At 39.4% G+C, this 17,051-nt stretch carries 15 protein-coding genes and 1 pseudogene; 4 read left to right on the top strand and 12 right to left on the bottom strand.

The features are described 5' to 3' along the window. Positions 1–123 precede the first annotated feature (123 nt). The 4 genes from A0J48_RS22925 to A0J48_RS22940 all read right to left on the bottom strand — a co-directional run bounded on the left by A0J48_RS22925 (position 124) and on the right by A0J48_RS22940 (position 5,714). Complete coding sequence (locus A0J48_RS22925; protein ID WP_200326898.1) at positions 124–402, bottom strand: YiaA/YiaB family inner membrane protein; 279 nt, start codon at positions 400–402, stop codon at positions 124–126. A gap of 240 nt (positions 403–642) precedes the next feature. Beyond that, the gene (locus tag A0J48_RS22930; RefSeq protein ID WP_200326899.1) at positions 643–2,238 is read right to left on the bottom strand and encodes a DUF4335 domain-containing protein; all 1,596 of its coding nucleotides are present in this window, start codon (positions 2,236–2,238) and stop codon (positions 643–645) included. Positions 2,239–2,311: 73 nt separating this feature from the next. Continuing rightward, complete coding sequence (locus A0J48_RS22935; protein WP_200326900.1) at positions 2,312–2,920, bottom strand: DUF3038 domain-containing protein; 609 nt, start codon at positions 2,918–2,920, stop codon at positions 2,312–2,314. A 337-nt stretch (positions 2,921–3,257) separates the two neighbouring features. Next, entirely contained in the window at positions 3,258–5,714 is a 2,457-nt protein-coding gene (locus A0J48_RS22940) for an endonuclease MutS2 (RefSeq protein WP_200326901.1), read from the bottom strand. A gap of 339 nt (positions 5,715–6,053) precedes the next feature. Between A0J48_RS22940 and A0J48_RS22945 the strand changes: the two genes are divergently transcribed. Beyond that, positions 6,054–7,412 carry a P-loop NTPase family protein gene (locus A0J48_RS22945; protein WP_200326902.1) on the top strand — a complete coding sequence of 453 codons (1,359 nt, stop codon included), beginning with the start codon at positions 6,054–6,056 and terminating at the stop codon, positions 7,410–7,412. Next, positions 7,381–8,940, top strand: a complete 1,560-nt coding sequence (locus A0J48_RS22950; protein WP_200326903.1) for a tetratricopeptide repeat protein — start codon at positions 7,381–7,383, stop codon at positions 8,938–8,940. Before A0J48_RS22945 ends, A0J48_RS22950 begins: the two co-directional genes overlap by 32 nt. A gap of 160 nt (positions 8,941–9,100) precedes the next feature. On the opposite strand, the pseudogene A0J48_RS22955 reads toward A0J48_RS22950, so the two are convergent. Then, positions 9,101–9,535: pseudogene (locus tag A0J48_RS22955) on the bottom strand (hypothetical protein); the annotation flags it as partial. A 129-nt stretch (positions 9,536–9,664) separates the two neighbouring features. Between A0J48_RS22955 and A0J48_RS27650 the strand changes: the two are divergent. Both A0J48_RS27650 and A0J48_RS27655 read left to right on the top strand, forming a co-directional pair. Further along, positions 9,665–10,171 (top strand): RpnC/YadD family protein, encoded by a 507-nt coding sequence (locus A0J48_RS27650; protein WP_325078937.1) that lies wholly within the window; start codon positions 9,665–9,667, stop codon positions 10,169–10,171. Continuing rightward, positions 10,149–10,568, top strand: a complete 420-nt coding sequence (locus A0J48_RS27655) for a DUF4351 domain-containing protein (RefSeq protein WP_325078939.1) — start codon at positions 10,149–10,151, stop codon at positions 10,566–10,568. Before A0J48_RS27650 ends, A0J48_RS27655 begins: the two co-directional genes overlap by 23 nt. Before the next feature lie 380 nt (positions 10,569–10,948). On the opposite strand, the gene minE is transcribed toward A0J48_RS27655, so the two are convergent. From minE to A0J48_RS22995, 7 genes are all read right to left on the bottom strand, one after another. Beyond that, entirely contained in the window at positions 10,949–11,269 is a 321-nt protein-coding gene (gene minE / locus A0J48_RS22965) for a cell division topological specificity factor MinE (RefSeq protein ID WP_200326910.1), read from the bottom strand. Positions 11,270–11,304: 35 nt separating this feature from the next. Next, positions 11,305–12,111: a septum site-determining protein MinD gene (gene minD / locus A0J48_RS22970; RefSeq protein WP_200326904.1), complete on the bottom strand. Its 807-nt coding sequence runs from the start codon at positions 12,109–12,111 to the stop codon at positions 11,305–11,307. Positions 12,112–12,165: 54 nt separating this feature from the next. Further along, complete coding sequence (gene minC / locus A0J48_RS22975; protein ID WP_200326905.1) at positions 12,166–13,230, bottom strand: septum site-determining protein MinC; 1,065 nt, start codon at positions 13,228–13,230, stop codon at positions 12,166–12,168. Positions 13,231–13,378: 148 nt separating this feature from the next. Then, a complete protein-coding gene (locus A0J48_RS22980; protein ID WP_200326906.1) occupies positions 13,379–14,701 on the bottom strand; it encodes a four-carbon acid sugar kinase family protein in 1,323 nt (440 codons plus the stop codon). Continuing rightward, positions 14,698–15,153 carry a DUF29 domain-containing protein gene (locus tag A0J48_RS22985; RefSeq protein ID WP_200326907.1) on the bottom strand — a complete coding sequence of 152 codons (456 nt, stop codon included), beginning with the start codon at positions 15,151–15,153 and terminating at the stop codon, positions 14,698–14,700. Before A0J48_RS22985 ends, A0J48_RS22980 begins: the two co-directional genes overlap by 4 nt. 76 nt (positions 15,154–15,229) lie before the next feature. After that, positions 15,230–15,904 (bottom strand): hypothetical protein, encoded by a 675-nt coding sequence (locus A0J48_RS22990; RefSeq protein ID WP_200326908.1) that lies wholly within the window; start codon positions 15,902–15,904, stop codon positions 15,230–15,232. 187 nt (positions 15,905–16,091) lie between these two features. Beyond that, complete coding sequence (locus A0J48_RS22995; protein ID WP_200326909.1) at positions 16,092–17,027, bottom strand: carbohydrate ABC transporter permease; 936 nt, start codon at positions 17,025–17,027, stop codon at positions 16,092–16,094. Positions 17,028–17,051: the final 24 nt, after the last annotated feature.

The raw sequence follows: 17,051 nt of genomic DNA on the forward strand, positions 1-17,051 counted from the left end.
TAGGGGAGGGCATCCCCAAAGTAACGCTACAGGAGTTGAAGCCTCTACTCTACTTGGTGCAAACCTGGTTGAGCAAGTTTTGACGATGAATGTAGAATCCCCGTGTCTTTAGACCGGGGAGTGTCAAGTTAAAGATAGAGGATCATGTTGTGAAAGCAACTTCTCCACTTTTGCCTCATCAATTCTAGAAGTTAATTTTTTGGATTCATGCAAATCTCTAGTAGTTTTAGCCAAAGTAAAAGTTGAGCCAACAGAGAAAGCCAAACCCATACCCATAAAGCCTTTGATCCAACTATCAACAGGTAAATTGACAATACCGAAAGTAGTCATAGAAATAGACATCAAAAAAGCTGCCCATGTTTGAATAACCCAAGCCGTGCTGTCTTTTTGAGATGTTTGCATATCCCTTTCCTGTAACTAACTTACTTTAAATACAAGTTAATCCAGTGCCAACAAGGGTGTCTGTAGTAACTGGCCAGTTTTGCAACTGTGCTTAAAGAAACTGGCTAAAAACTCATCAAATTAAGCAACTAGCAACGCAAAATTGGTACCACTCCCACAAGTGGCATAAAAAGTATAGGAGTCAGGAGTCAGGAGGAAAAATTTATTTTTTTACCCCACACACACCCCACACCCTTTTTTTTACGGTGTTTCTGGAAAAGTTTGCACCTTACCATCTGGACTAAAAACTGCGCGGAGTTTAATATTTTGTCCAGATTTATTAGTGGAAACAAAAGCCTTACCAATTTCTGGAATACCAGTGCTATCAACGTATTCTCTGGCAGCACGATTCAATGGCAAAATGCGTTCAATAGAACCATCAACACCCAACATTAAACTATACTCCAGAGTTTGGGAAAATCCAGCCGGAGGCTGCCAACGCTTTTGCAAATATTCTCTAGCTTCTGCTACTTGAGGTATATCAAACAAAGTATTTTCCTGGGCAGCAACCTCTGTCGGTAAGGGAGCTTTTTTTGTCGAACGCAATTTTGCGACTAAGTTATCATCACTTGTGGAAGAACGAGTTGTACTTGTGGAACTAGTACCATTATCTAGTTGCTGTGAGTCAAGTGGAGAGGATATTTGCCCAGAAGCTTGGGTTTGAGTTTCAGTAGGTAAAGTAGCCAGAGAAGGAGGAATATTAGAAATACTACTGCTATTTGTAGGAGGTAAATTTTGACGACTGCTAAGAGTAATACTACTTTGGTTAATCCCCGCTGTAGAGTTTTTTGGGGAATTAGCTTGTGTGGGTAATGGAATTTGTAAGTTACTAGAAATTACAGGCTTGGTAGTTTGCGGTAAGGTTAATGCATTTTTGGGTGATGTTTGAGTTGTAGCTGGGACAGTTGCATTAGGAAAATCTAAAGGCTTGGAAGTGAGACTAGTGTCAGGAGGTGGAGGGGGGGGATCTAAATTTGGTAGCTGTAGCGGAGCAGTATTGTTGGGAGGAGAAGGCAAATTACCGGGAATATTCAGCCCTGCTGATGGGTTATTTAAACTCTGAGAACCGGAGGAGTCAAGAGCAATTTGCTCGGATGTGGAATTGGTATTATTGGCTGTCTGCTGTTTATTTTGCTTAATATTGTTGGCATATTGCCAAGTTAAGGGAGTTAAACCCACAGCTAATACTAGCATTGCAGCTATTGGTGTCCATGCAGGAAAACTGGGAAAAGAACTTTCACTACCAAGACTTGGTAATGAGATCACATCTTTTAAATATTCATCTAAAGCAGTTGCCAAATCAAATAATTGTAACAGAGTCAATTCAATGACAGGCCCAGAGGTGCTATTACCAAGAGAGCCAAGAAATAGTTTATGAGTTAAATTTTCACTAGATTCTAAGTAAATGGTTGCCTCTAGAATACTCATACCAGAGGGGTTTGGAGTTTTAGGTACTGATGGAGTAGGGGCAACATCATCTGATTCTGGTTGGTCTGAGAGGGTGTTTGATTTTTGTGGTTCTAAGAAACCCAGACAAAAACTATCAGCTGATTGTTGTAGCAGTTTTTGAGTATAGTTGGTGACGGCATTACATAAAGCTTCTAGTTGATCACGATCGCCCTGAATTGGCACTTTGCGTTCTTCTGGCAGTGTCGGATCATCAAAGTGCAGCTGAAAACGCAGTTGCTTCACGACAGTTTGCCCCATCCACCGTGACAAAGGAGAGCTTTGCGCCAAGATTTCCAGTGTACAAGTGGGGGGTGTGTAGCGACGAATGACAGAATTTGAGCTGGGCATAGCAAGAATGGCAAGGGGGACAAAGAGAAATTTTGGATTTTGGATGAGTAATTGAAAATCTCAAATCGAAAATCTAAACTTGTTTTGTGGAACGGTCTATCAATGCTAACCACAGTCGGCGATGTCCAGCAGGGGAGCTATAAAACAGTAAATCTACCATCAATTTTAATGCTAAGTTGGTCAGCAAATCTGTGGAGATTGTTTCATCTTCTTCCATGCGCTCTTGATAGGTATTGCAGAAAGCATCAATATAATCTCCCAGTAAAGAATTCTGATGAGGTTCTTGTTTTTTGACGGCTATTTGTTCCAATAAACCAACAGCACGACGAATTAATTCCTGGTGCTGTTTGGCAAGATAGCAGGTAATCAAGACTAGCGATCGCGCTTCTTCTACATCTAGTTTCTTTCGCCCTCCTTGACCTTTGCGTATGGGATTAGACTGGCGTAGTCGCCATAAAGCTACTCGATCAGGGACTTTCGTCTCTAAATTTAAACTAATCGCCGCTGCAAGCATAGCTTCAGAACCAAGACCAGTTAAAGTTTCTAGTGCCAACAACACTAAATCTAGCTGGGTTTTGATATTGTCCCACTGAACTGAGTTTGGGGTCGGACACTGGGTTAACTCCTCCCACTGGGAATTCGGTGTGGCTGAATTGGCGGCCGATTGCATAACTTTTAGCATAGGTGATCCGGCGAATAGAAGCTGTTGCTGTTACCCATTTTGAAACGAAATAATGAAGCTGAAACATTTAGTTTCCCCTATTTATACCATTTAGGCAGGGGTCACTAGATTTTGGATTTACGATTTTAGATTTTGGATTGACTCCACCCTCAAGTGTAGATCTGGAAAATTTTGGATTTGGGCTTGACGTTAGCGAAGCGTACGCAGCGCAGCGAGTATTTTTCCGTCCTGAAGGACTCCAGACCCATAACAAATTTTTTTCATCTAAAATCTAAAATCTAAAATCTAAAATTCCCTGTCACCTGTCACCTGCCAAGAGTCACCTGTCAAGAGTCACCTATTCCACATAAGCAATAGTGACACCACTACCGCCATCTGCTTGTTCTGCGCTTTCATGGTGGCTGACTCTGGGGTGTTGTTGTAAAAAGGCATGAACTCCTTGTTTAAGCTTACCAGTACCGTGTCCATGAATAATCCACAAAGGTCCCTCAGCTTCAGAAATAGCTTTTTCTAAAATGTATTCGGCATCAGATACTCGCTTTCCGCGTAAATCAATCGTATTTTTCGAGGTCCGAATGGCTAACGCTGGTGCTGGTGGTGGGGTGACAGCTGGGGCTGGTTTTGGTTTCACCGGCACTTCTGGTTTTTGCCCATCTAGAGATTCTATATCTGACAACTGCACTGTCATTTTCATGATGCCAAAGCGCACAGTTAACTCCCCATCTGCATCAGGGGCTGTTAATACTTCGGCTGTTTGCCCTATTTTGGGTATTCTTATGCGATCGCCAACTTTGGGCATAAACCCTGGTTTTGGCTTCGTTGCTGGCGCTGGTTGATATTTGCCCGCAATTTCACTTAATGTCTTAGTGGCTTTTTGGGCATCTTGTGCTGTCGGTGTACCTTGTTGTAAACGACGAATAACTTGGGCAATTTCTCCTTTGGCTTGGATAATTGCTTGTTGTACTGCTACTTCTTGCGAAGCTCGCAAATCTTTTTCTCGCTCTTGCAAAGCGGTGGCTTTTTGCGAAACTTCTTTGTATAATTTCTCAGCTTGCTTTAATAACTCTTGAGCTTGTGCCGCTTTGGTTTCTTGACTGCGCCTTTGAGCTTCTAAACCAGCAATTACCTGATTAACTTCGTCCGTGGCTTCTCCCACTTGGCTTTTTGCAGCTGCCACTACTTCTGGTTTTAACCCCAAGCGTAAAGCAATAGTTAAAGCGTTGGAACGTCCGGGAATGCCCCACAATAACCGATAGGTAGGTGAAAGAGTAGCTTCGTTAAATTCTACAGAAGCGTTTTCAAAGCGAATATCTTCGTATTTTAAAGCTTTCAATTCCCCGAAGTGAGTGGTAGCAATGGTTAACTGAGCATGATCAGCAAGATATTTGAGTAATGCGATCGCTAACGCACTACCTTCCGCCGGGTCTGTACCTGCTCCCACTTCGTCCAATAATACTAGGCTTTGGGGAGGTGGGGTGATGGGGAGGTGAGGTGAAAGTTCTTCCCCTGCTTCCCCTGCTTCTTCCTCCTGACTCCTGACTCCTGACTCCTGACTCCCCAAGGCATTTAAAATCCGACTAATCCGGCGAATATGCCCAGAAAAGGTAGATAAACTTTGTTGTAACGATTGCTCGTCCCCAATATCAGCTAAAACTTGGTCAAACCACGGCATTTCCACTGGTTCACGGGCGGGAACAAATAAACCCACCTTAGCCATTAAGGCGGCTAAACCTAATGTTTTTAAAGTGACAGTTTTACCACCAGTATTAGGACCCGTAATTGTGACTACTTTGATGTGGGGACTGATTAATAAATCAACGGGAACTACAGGATGTCCTTGTTCGTGTTGCTGTTGCCAAATTAACAAAGGATGCCGTAATTGCCGTAGGGTAATTATTTCCTGTTCTTGGCGATTTACGAACCGGGGCGGATTTGCACCTATCCAGAAACTATACCTGGCTTTGGCTGTAGCTAAGTCCAGAGTAGTAACAATGGCTAATAACTTTTCTAAATCGGGTTTAACTGCGGCAACTTGTTCTGTTAAATTTCTACGTATGGCTTCTTCTTCTACTTGTTCTCTTCTAACAGCTTGGCGTAGTTGATTACCCATTGGCACAATGCTATTAGGTTCGATATACAATGTTGCACCACTGGTAGATGAGTCGTGAACAATACCAGGAATTGCGTCTTTCTGCGGAGCTTTTACTGGCAGAACATAGCGATCGCCCCGTTGGGTGATAATTAACTCTTGCAGGGCGTTAGATTTAACCTGGATGATATTATGCAGTTTTTGGGTAATTTGACTGCGTAACCTGCGTAAATCGTCTCGAATTTCCCCTAATTTCTGACTAGCGCGGTCTGTTACTTGCGCTCGTTCATCAATACAACGGTGAATTTCCTGCTCTAATTCCGGGTAAGTACGTAATTCGGCGACTAAATCAGTTAAAATGGGAACATCTTCCTGACTATCAATTAACCGCCGTAAATTTCTTGCACCAGCGAGGGTAGTAGCGATCGCTAACAGTTCCTCACCGGATAAAATTCCTTGTAATTCCGCACGTTCTAGGGAATCACCAATATCTTGAATGCCTTCAAAGGATAACCCTGGTGTCAGTCGGCTTTCCAGTTGATAGACTTCTTTGGTTTGTGCTAACAACTCCTTACTTTCCTCTAGAGTTGTGGGGATAGGCAAAGAACGGGCAACTATCGCCCCTAACTTAGTTGCCGCAAAGGTGGAAAGGTGCTGGCAAAGGCGATGCCATTCTAATAGTTCTAAGGTTTCGGACTGGATCAAGGCTTCAACATCTAATCTGAAATTATGGTAACAATTCTGGCTGCTAGAAAGCTAAAACTTCAGGGATAAAAATTTTTTGGTTTCCCTACCTTATCCTCTGTACTCCTTTTTTCCAAGCTTCACACACCCTGAGAACAGAGTGGGTAATCTCATATCTTGCACTTAAAATTAAATTGTAGTATTGCACACAACCTAAATATAAGGGTTTGAATGATGGCTAAACAATGCCCATGCTAGAAGATTGTCATTTAAGCTACTGGTTAATATGAGAGATAAAATATTCCTTTTTTGTTAAAATACACCATATCTATTATTTAATTTCTTTGTTTATAAAAACTAATGAATTCTTTTCCTTCTAACCGTGCTACTAATCTTAAAGCCGCTTTTCGTGCTTGTGATGTTGCTCCTCTAGCAACTACAGAGATTGAACGCTACTATGTTGATTTGTCAAAAGTTCGCAAAACAGAAGCCATTGAAAGTATCAACACTCGCTTAGATTTTCTTGAACCAACTGAATTTTGTAGCTTATTATTTACCGGACACCGGGGTTGCGGTAAAAGTACAGAATTAAAGCGAATTCAGAAAAAATGGGAATCAGAATATAAAATTATTTACATAGAAGCTGATTCTGAATTAGATGTTTTAGATGCAGAATATACAGATTTATATTTAGTAATTATTAAGAAAGTTGCTGACGAATTACAAAGATTAAATTTGAACTTTGATACTCAATTATTAAAGAGTTTTGAATCTTGGTTTGAAGAAATTACCCAAGAAAATGAACAAACAGTTGAAAAATCAGTAAGTGCAACGGCTGAAGCAGAAGCAGGAGTCAAAATTCCCTTTATTTCCAAGCTTTTAGGCAAGATTCAAGCTCAGATTAAAGGTGCTGATAAGCAAAAAATAACAATTCGTCAAAACTTACAAAAAAATATCGGTCGCTTACAAGCAGATATCAATCTCTTGTTGGGTAATGATTTTATTAAACTGAGAGAAAAGTATAAAAAATCTCAACAATATCAAAAAGGCTTTCTGATTATTTTTGATAACTTAGATAGAGTCCCGCCCAATGTTGCCAAGCATTTATTTTGTGATTATGCGGCTCAATTACAAAGTCTAGAATGTACAATTATTTATACAGCCCCAATTTCTATAGTTTATTCTGAAAATAATCTCAGTAACTCCTTCGCTACACCTAATATTGTACCGATGGTAAATATCTATGAATTTGATAAAGATAATGTTAATTTAAACCATAATCAAGATAATTTAGATGCAATTGTTAGTGTAATTGAACAACGAGTTGATGTAGATGCAGTATTTGAATCACGGCAACTATTGTTACAATTAGCTCAAGCAAGTGGTGGTCATGTACGTCAGTTGATGCAAATAGCATCACAAGCATTTTTGACAGCAGCAACTCGCGGTCATAGCAAAGTTAATGATGATGATCTCACCTATGCAATTAAACAAGAGCAATTTAATTTTGAGCGTAGTATTGCCACAGAATACTATTCTGCTTTAGCTGAAGTATGTGTCCATAAGGATGTTCGTAAAAATGATGATGGTAGGTTGATGCTATTCAACCTTTGGGTGTTTGAATATAACGGCAAAAATCGCTGGAATTATGTTAATCCCGTTGTGATGCAAATCAGTGATCTTCAAGATGCAATCAAATCAGTCACAAATAATCCCTGAATACAACTTAGAAAATTCAGCTTTTATACAGCTTAATCAACAATCATTAAATGAATTATTGACTTTTATTGATTTTGCAGATGATAAGCTGACAATTGGGTTTGTTTCTGTCAACTTTGCTGATGATATAAATACTTTAATAGAAGTCATCAAAAATCATCCCCAATGCCAAGAGATACAATTTGTAATTTGTAACTGTGCTGATCCCAATTTGCGATTTTTACGAGATGCGATTTTGGAAGAATTGCAAAAAATAGAGAAAAATCCAGAGAAAAAATTAGTCTTAATTGTTATTGGATTAGAAAAATCTATTGGTTTGTTTGGTGAATATCCTGCTGTACTCCAAGACCTCAATTTTGTGCGTGATGCTTTTACAAATAGTGTTCCTCATCCGATCCTGTTTTTTTTACAGGATGATGCACTCAAACGCTTGGCAAAATACGCCCCAGATTTTTGGGCTTGGAGAAAAGGAGTTTTTTATTTTCAAACAGCCAAATCTACTAGAGAATTGGCAATTGAAAAAACTCTCAACTCTGAAAGGATATTAGGAAGTTTAGATTTACCAGAAAAGCAAGAACGCATTGATTTACTGGAACGCTTGCTGATGGAACCAGCAACAGATAAACACAACCGGATTACTATTTTGCGGGAGTTAGGGATAGCTTACAGAAGTATTGGTGAGATAAAAAAAGCAGAGAATTTTTTGTTAGATGCTTTGAACTTGATTGATGATGATGAAAAGTTAGCTAACCAGAAAGCTAGTGTTTTTTATGAATTAGCTTACACATCCACTGATTTGGGAAAAATAGAGGAAGCAATCGCTCTGTACCAGCAGTCTTTACAACTCTTTGAAAGCATTGGCAATGTCCAAGGTAAAGCCGCGACGTTGCACAATCTAGCTAGTATCTACGCGGACAGGGGAAAAATCGAGGAAGCGATCACTTTCTTCCATCGGTCTTTACAACTCAAGGAAACCATTGGGGATGTCCAAGGTAAAGCCGCGACGTTGCACAATCTAGCTAGTATCTACGCGGACAGGGGAAAAATTGATGATGCGATCGCCCTCTTCCAGCAGTCTTTAGAAATCACTGAAGGCATTGGGGATGTCCAAGGTAAAGCCGCGACTTTCCACCAATTAGGACGTATCTATGCCAACACGGGAAAAATCGAAGAGGCGATCACGCTCTTCCAGCAGTCTTTAGAAATTGACGAAAGCATTGGCAATGTCCAAGGTAAAGCCGGGAATTTGCACGAATTAGGACGTATCTATGCCAACACGGGAAAAATCGAAGAGGCGATCGCCCTCTACCAGCAGTCTTTAGAAATTAAACAAAGTATTGGCAATGTCCAAGATAAAGCAATAACCTTGGCTATGTTGGGGCAGTTGTTAGCAGCTGACAAACGATATTTTGTGACTGCATTAGAATATTTACAGCAGTCTTTGGAGATATTACAGCGTCTCAAATCACCTGATGCTGAGACAGTGAAGGAAATTATTAAGCGAGTGCAACAAATGGCAAATGGTTAATGTAATTTCTTCATTCAAGTTCTGAGTTTTGAGGTTGAAGTTCCAAGTTCCAAACTGGAAGTTCTGAATTCTCAGATAGAAGTTTCAAATTGCCGACCTCATGATTTTTACAGAATTGCAAAAGAGACGCTGCATTAAACGTCTCTTTTTTCCATAATATCTAATCAACTTTAAACCTAGCTAACAATTCCTCACGAGATAAATTTAACAACATCGGAGTAAATTCTTCCCTAGAAATAGCAATTACTTGATCAATAATTTTAGCTAATTCTGAATCAATCTCTCCAAACCGTACCTGTAGGATACTTTCAACCATAGCACGACGTTCTGTTTGGATACCTCTATCAATTCCTCGCAACTCAACTTGTTGTTTAATTTCTTCTAATTGTTGTTGATACATTTCTGATAATTTCATAATCAACTCCTGATCATCTTGATCAATATCCTTTTCTTTTTCTTGACGTGCAGATAACAAAGCAATTAGGTCATGTACTAATTTTATAACATCCTCCAAAAATGGATGATTATTAGCTAGTGCTTCTAATTCTTCCACTGCTTGTCTTTGTACTTTCCCTCTACCTAATACCCTCAAAAACTCATAATTAACTTTCTTACCTCTTCATAAATGATATGCAAAACAAAAGGTATGAAATATTTATGATACAATTATACTAACTCAATTAAGAACTCTGCTCTAATTTTCTGATTTTCCAATCATCAATCCATGACCAAAAAAGTAGATATTGGTAGTAAACGCTTAATAAGTCTCGCACCCGATAATTGGGTACAATGGGTAACACAAAGAAAAGATATTCGGGTGAAAGAGTTTATTTCCTCAGAATTTCAATGGATTAGCCGCGATAATGACGTACTCATTAAAGCCGAAAACCCAGATGGTGAATTTTTAATTCTCAATGAGCTACAATTGCGTTATAACGAAAAAGTTCCTCTGAGAATAACGGCTTATACTGCTTTAGCACGGGAACGTTATAATTTACCTATTTATCCTGTACTAATCAACATTTTACCCCATAGCAAAACACCCAACATTCCTAACTTCTATGAACAAGAATTTATGGGAATTAAGAGTTATCAAGACTATCGGGTAATTAATCTCTGGGAAATTGAAGCTAGTTTAGTATTTCAAGAAAATTTAGCAAGTTTATTACCTTTTGTGCCAATTCTTAAAGGAGGTAGTGAAGAAGCAATTGTCAACAGAAGCAGTAATTAAACTGCGAGAAAATGAACAATTAAGCGATTTAGAACCCTTGTTATCATTTTTTGCATCATTCGTCCTAGAAATACCAATAGTTCAACAAATCATGAGGTGGGATATGACAGTATTAAGAGAATCACCCTGGTATAACGAAATCCTCAAACAAGGTTTACAACAAGGTTTACAACAAGGTTTACAACAAGGTGAACAACAAGGAGAAGCTAATTTAGTTATTCGTCAACTATCAAAGCGTTTTGGTAATCTAGATCCAGCAATTACATCACAAATTCGCCAGTTATCTATCCTTCAATTAGAAACATTAGGAGAAAGTATTTTTGACTTTTCTACTATGGCGGATTTAGAAAACTGGTTACAACAAAATACTGTTCCTAATTTGCAACAAGAAAGCTAAATCTTCCAGAATTTTCTTCTTTCAAAAAGTAGATGTATTGAGGTGTAGGAGAAAAAGAAATTCAAAATAGGGAGTAGCTAAGAGGATGTTCGGAAAGTAAAAAAAAAGTTAAATAAAATCCTCTCTCCAAACCTCTCTCCTACAAGGAGAGAGGCTTTGAATTCCCCATTTCCTTGTAGGGAAGAGGGGTAGGGGGGTTAGGTTTTTTACGTTTATTCAAGGTTTTAAACTTCCCCTTTCCAGGGGAAAAATGCAAAAAAATTCTGCTTTCTCAATCCTCTTCTTTTCAGGTAGAGGTAATTGTCAATTGTTCATTGTTAATTGTCAATTATTGAAATATCAAGACTTTCACAATCTAAAATCCAAAATCCAAAATGATATCAAATCTCGGTACTGATTGTTTGGCTGATATTATCGCTAGTTTCTAATTCGTCTGTAGTTTCTTTTACCCTACGGATGGGTAAATTAGCAATTAAGGCTGTTGTGCGTTGGTTGCTTTCTAGGGAAAACTCCAAGCCATCTGTCTCAATTTCTACATAGCGACAGACTATTTGCAAAATTTCCTGACGCATTTTTTCCAAGGTTTGAGCGTCTAAGTCAGCACGGTCGTGGGCTATGACTACTTGCAAGCGACGTTTAACTTGAGTGCGACTGGTGTCAGGTGTGCGAACAAACAGTTTTTCTAAAAGTTCAAGAATCATTGCGGCTAGGTCTAAGGCGAAGAAGGGAAAATGAGTTAAACAATCTTTGTCCACAAAAATTTCCGCAAGCGCGAAAATATGTTGTCGTTAGGTGAGTCAAGCTCAAGAAATTCAACTGTTTCCCCTTCTAACCTGCGAGCAATGTTCTCAAAGGCTATGGCAGCTACAGAGGGGGTTTCTGATAATACTAAGGGTTCGCCACGGTTGGTAGAGACTATTACACGCTCGTCGTCAGGGATTACCCCGATTAAAGGGATGGCGAGAAGTTCCTGAACGTCCTGCACAGACATCATATCATTTGCCCTAACCATTGCAGGTCTAATTCTGTTAATTATTAAATGAATCTTCTTCACGCCTTGTGCTTCTAGTAAGCCTACTACTCTGTCAGCGTCGCGGACTGCGGAAATTTCTGGGGTGGTGACGATGAGGGCTTCTTTGGCTGGGGCGATGGCATTTTTAAACCCCATTTCAATGCCTGCGGGGCTATCAATCACCACGTATTGGTACTTTTGCGCCAGTGCATTTACCAGCAGTTTCATTTGGTCTGGTGTGACAGCATCTTTGGTACGATTTTGGGCAGCAGGTAACAGCACAAGGTTGGGTTGCCGTTTATCTTTGACCAAAGCTTGGTCTAAACGACACTCTCTGGCCAAAACTTCTACTGCTGTGTAAACAATACGGTTTTCTAGTCCTAGCAGCAAATCTAAGTTTCTGAGTCCAAAGTCCGCATCCACTAGGGCAACTTGTCTACCTATTTTGGCTAAAGCCATGCCCAAGTTAGCGGAAACTGTGGTTTTACCCACTCCTCCTTTCCCGGAGGTAATTACAATAATGCGAGTCATAATAGCAATGCGCTCTAATAGGGTTCAGGAAATAATACTAAATATTGAGAATATTTAGAGACTCTGACTAATTTTACTGAGGTGAGTACGAGAAAAATCCGTCGCTTTCGCAATGCGAATTCCTTGGGGTGTGATATGTGCTACTTCTGGAAAAGATTGCGTCAGTGATTTTTCTGGCGCTCTGGCTACTGCATCTGCGATTCGCAGTTGGGTTGGTTCCATTTGCAAAGCCATAATTATACATTCACGATTGCCTGTAGCTCCGGCATGAGCTACCCCCCGCAGTCGCCCCCAAACCAGAATATCTCCATCTGCTACTACCATACCACCAGGATTGATATCTCCCAAAATAATCACCGTTCCAGGATGACGAATTTCTCCACCAGAACGCACTGTCATTTCTAGATACAGGGCATCTGCTAGAGGTTTGGAGGTGGTTTGCAGATCGGTTGTAAATGATGGTTGTAACTGTATTTGTTCTACAGAATAACCTAAAGTACAAGCGGCGATCGCTGTTTGCCTCCGACTAGTCGCCACTGATTTTAGCTGAAGTTGGACTTCATTTAAAGTTTCTCCCAGTTCTTGTAGTTGTCTACTATCTAATAAACGATCTTGGGCAACTAGATGTACTGTAGTGTTGGGTATCCGCAAGCGATCGCTACCATTGAGACGCTGCTTCATTTGCTGCCAAATCTCTGACCAACTGAATTCTGAAGCTGATAACTGAGATTCTGGTGGCAAAATTAATAACAGTCTTCCCTCCTCGCTTTTTAACTGGACTTGAATATTACTATTAATTTTCGGTTCTGGTAATCCTAACTCATTAATATTCAAATTAGTTAAATCAGAATCAGATTCTATCTTTTTAGTCTCAGAATCAGATTCAGCATTTTCATTAGCAGTATTAGCTTGTAAATAAAGGAGAACCGAATTTAGCTCGCTATTAGGGATAATAGAATTACTATCTTCATCATCAACAGTAGAATCTGCCTCTACGTTGGCATTTTGAGCCATATTTTCTTCTACATCAGTTAACGTAGAAATTGATTCTATCTCAGGAGGTAAAGAATTTAACTCCTGTGGAAAATCATTCGGGGAGTTAGTTGAATCAGAATTCATTCTTAATTAGGTGACAGGTGACAGGTGACAGGTGACAGAGAAGAAAGCAGAGAAGCAGGGGAGCAGGGGAGCGATGGAGAATAGTGTATTACCTCTTCACTCTTGCCTATTGCCTATTGCCTTCTTCTACTGATAACTGATAGCTGAATTATTTAGTTGTCAATCTTTCATAAATTGTAGCTAAAGCATCGGCATTACCGACGTTACCGGGGAAAAGTACCACTGGCAAGTTAGGAAACTGGGGATGATCTGATGGTGTAATTACCATTGAACAACCTGCTAAAATTTGACCCAGTAATCTGGCTGAAGTTAAGGCTAATCCTGTACTCAAAACATCGTTAGAGGTAATTCCACCCTTACTAATCAAAAATCCTATATCTGATGGTAAACCCTGAACAATATCCATTAATAAAGCGGAAACTTTTGCCCCGAAGTCTAATCTAGTTTTGACATCTTTAAAGGTCAATTCTTGACGACTGGTATAAATTACTGGTGTTTTTCCTGAATTATGTACTATTTTGATTTCTGCTAAACTTTCTTGCAGTAATTTGTCCGCTTGATTTTCTCCTTCATCCAATAATCTCGATACATTGATTTCAATTCCTATTGTTCCCTGGGTTTGTAATAAAGATTCTAATTGTTGAGTCGTCTTTTTAACGTGAGAACCCACAATGACTGCACCGGGTTTACCACCTCGCACATATTCTGCCATATTTTCGGCGGCGATGGGTTGGGGGGGTAAGGCAGCTAAAGCGGTGAGAATACTAGCAGCAGAACGGAATAAAAAACGTTTTCCTTGACTGGCGGCTGTTAAAATATCAGCAGCAAAGGTGTTAAGATCATCTTGATTTTCTCCGTCTACAACAGCACACTGATGATCATGGAGTTGCAATAATCTTTCTAAACTGCCACTTCTAATATCTGGAAGTAAAAATCTGGTAACAGCATCTTCTTTGATACGTCCTGTGGTTTTTTCTTCTACATATTTGGGTAGGTAGCTGTAATTGTAACTAAAGACAGAATCACGAGCAAATTCTGTTTCGTGTACGGGGGTAGGAACACCATCAATAATTAAATAATGAATGCTGTCGCGGGTAATTCTTCCCCCTTCAAAAAATGCCGGGACGAGAAAATGAGCATCAAAGGGTCCGAGTTCCTCAGCAATAACATCGGTTTCGATGGGATAATGTCCGCGTAAGGTGGAGTCAGAACGACTAACTACCAGAAAATCATCTATTTGTTCTGCTGCTAAGGCGATTTTCAGGTTATGACAAACTTCTCTGGTGACAGATGCGGCTGCTTCTGGTGTGAGCGATCGCGTGTTGGTTAGAATAAAGAAAATGGGAGCTTGATCTTTTAAACCCAAACGCAAAGTTTCCACATCCCAACGCATCAACAGTAAACAACTGTGAACGGTTTGAGAACCAGTGGGATCATCATCTAAAACGATTATTTTAGGTTGGTTATTCATAAGTACGTAAATGGTGGTAAATATTCTACATCTAAAATTTGATCAATGGTGTAAGGACAAGTTTGGGGAAAACAACTTAAACCACTTTTTTTCTTAGCTTGTCGTGCTGCATCATTATATACTTCATCCAGCACAGTTAACAGATAATTGTAGAGGTTTTTTGATTTAGTTAATTTTCTGATTTCTACCCGAAAATTATCAATTTCTACTTCCCAATGATTCTGACAATCTGGAATACTCCAGTGTTGATATAATAATAGATGTTTGAGAAGTTGCAGAAGATAACTTTCTAGTTTGTGTTTTTGTTCATTCCCCAATGTGGCAATCTCCTCAATCAAATGCTCCCAATCAAGATTTTCTATATCTCGGACTTGTAATTGTTGTAAAGTCGTTTCTAACCATTGGGGATAATCATGTTCATAAAGAGTTTCAGTTAATAATTTAGATATCATTGATAATTCTCCTATTTGAATCTACAGATTTTCATGAGAATACTTTTAAACTTTTAAATCTCTCACCTGTCACCTGTCACCTGTCACCTGTCACCTTTTGTATTTTCCTCAATTCTGCCTGGACATCTAAAGCAATTTGCAATGATTGATTTAGCAGTCGTGCATATTCACCAGCTTGATTTCTAACTTCTAAGGTTTGCAGATTGGCTAAATTGTTTACTACTAAATCTTGGTTGTTAGCAAGCAGTTTTTTATTATCGCGCAAAATCCGTTCACTTTTTAAGGCACGCACAAAATCTTCTCGAATTAGTTGCAGTGCAGATATTACCTGTTCTCTGTCGCTAATGTTACTTTGGGAGTTGCCGGAGTTAGTCAGTTGGTCGTTAATATCTATAGCTTGAACTACCGCGTGATATTTATCAACTTCGTCGAGGAGTATTGTTAAGGCGTGGGGACAGGTTTTTTTTCGCCAGAGCGATCGCACCACAAGCACGGCAATGGGTACAATAATCAGTAAAATAATGCCCAATTTGTTGGAAGATCCCAGTGTGGGTAGAATTATAAAAGCATAAATAAAACCGACGATAATCGGTGTCAGTGCTAAAGCTACCAAAGCTTCGTTAAAGAAAAACCCTAAACGCTTTTCCTTATCTGCCATAATTGAAGGTCGAAAAACGTCTTCTGGATCAAACCCAGTTAAGCGTCTTAGTTCCCCTTTGCTAATTTCTAAGCCGATTAAATCTGGCTGCACTGCTAGATACTCCTTGGGTCAACAACAGGGTGTAGGGGGTAGGGTATAGGGTTTAGGGAAGACAGGGTTGGACGGAGCTTGAACTCCCAAGGTGGTGGGGGCTGTCTGGAAAACCCACACCCCGGTATCTATTCTAAGTGTAGCGGAATTCCTCTGGCGACACACTGACACACCACACCCAAATTCATTACACACCCAGATTATTACTATCTTGTTGATTAATTAATAATCGCAAAACTGATAAACCTAAAATTATTAAAAATAACACCAATCCAATTGTACAGGCATAGCTGAATTCTAAATTAATAAACGCTTGCTCATACAAATAGTAAACAATTGTTTTAGAACTATTCAGTGGACCACCTCCAGTCATAATATAAACTTCTTCAAATACTTTAGTAGCAGAAATGGCAGAGATGACAGCGACCAAAGCTAAATAAGGCTGCATTAAAGGTATGGTAATATCTAGATGTTTACGAATATTATCTGAGCCATCAATTGCTGCTGCTTCGTAAATATCACCAGGAATAGATTGCAAACCAGCCAAATAAATGACCATATAATATCCTAAACCCTTCCAAATAGTCACAGCCATAACACTGGCCAGTGAAATGGGGACAATTCCTAATATTTTATCTGGACTGGTTAACCAGGGAATTCCTTCGGGAAATATTCCCAAAGTTTTGAAGATTTGATTTAGTAAACCATTTTCTGCATACAACCATTTCCATGCTATTCCCGCAACTACCATTGAAATGACAACTGGGGTATAATATGCAGTTCTAAACCAGTTCATGCCTCGCAGTTTTTGATTTACTAAAATTGCTAAAATTAAAGGAGTCATCACTAAAATTGGCACAACACCAACAAGATACAGAAAAGTGTTTTCTAAGGTTTTCCAAAAAACAGCATCTTTCCACAACTTGAGGAAGTTAGCCAACCCTATCCATTTAGGCGGTTCTCCAATGTCTTGATAGGTGGTGAAGCTGAGGTAAAAGGCTTGTAGGGCTGGCCAAAATACCGTTAAGCTTAATAATATTAAAGCAGGTAATAAAAATAGATAAGGCGTTAGCTTTCGTTGTATAGAGAATAAATTTGTTTTGGATATAAATTGAATGTTCATAGCTGAATGTGATTTATCTATATG

The sequence above is a fragment of the Sphaerospermopsis aphanizomenoides BCCUSP55 genome (assembly GCF_001586785.1).
Taxonomy (GTDB): domain Bacteria; phylum Cyanobacteriota; class Cyanobacteriia; order Cyanobacteriales; family Nostocaceae; genus Sphaerospermopsis_A; species Sphaerospermopsis_A aphanizomenoides_A.

Coding starts and splice junctions, on each gene's coding strand:
- A0J48_RS22985 (WP_200326907.1), bottom strand. CDS start 15,153: ATGATATCTAAATTATTAACTGAAACTCTTTATGAACATGATTATCCC.
- minC (WP_200326905.1), bottom strand. CDS start 13,230: ATGAATTCTGATTCAACTAACTCCCCGAATGATTTTCCACAGGAGTTA.
- A0J48_RS27650 (WP_325078937.1), top strand. CDS start 9,665: ATGACCAAAAAAGTAGATATTGGTAGTAAACGCTTAATAAGTCTCGCA.
- A0J48_RS22925 (WP_200326898.1), bottom strand. CDS start 402: ATGCAAACATCTCAAAAAGACAGCACGGCTTGGGTTATTCAAACATGG.
- minE (WP_200326910.1), bottom strand. CDS start 11,269: ATGATTCTTGAACTTTTAGAAAAACTGTTTGTTCGCACACCTGACACC.
- A0J48_RS22945 (WP_200326902.1), top strand. CDS start 6,054: ATGAATTCTTTTCCTTCTAACCGTGCTACTAATCTTAAAGCCGCTTTT.
- A0J48_RS22930 (WP_200326899.1), bottom strand. CDS start 2,238: ATGCCCAGCTCAAATTCTGTCATTCGTCGCTACACACCCCCCACTTGT.
- A0J48_RS22935 (WP_200326900.1), bottom strand. CDS start 2,920: ATGCTAAAAGTTATGCAATCGGCCGCCAATTCAGCCACACCGAATTCC.
- A0J48_RS22995 (WP_200326909.1), bottom strand. CDS start 17,027: ATGAACATTCAATTTATATCCAAAACAAATTTATTCTCTATACAACGA.
- A0J48_RS22980 (WP_200326906.1), bottom strand. CDS start 14,701: ATGAATAACCAACCTAAAATAATCGTTTTAGATGATGATCCCACTGGT.
- minD (WP_200326904.1), bottom strand. CDS start 12,111: ATGACTCGCATTATTGTAATTACCTCCGGGAAAGGAGGAGTGGGTAAA.
- A0J48_RS22950 (WP_200326903.1), top strand. CDS start 7,381: ATGCAATCAAATCAGTCACAAATAATCCCTGAATACAACTTAGAAAAT.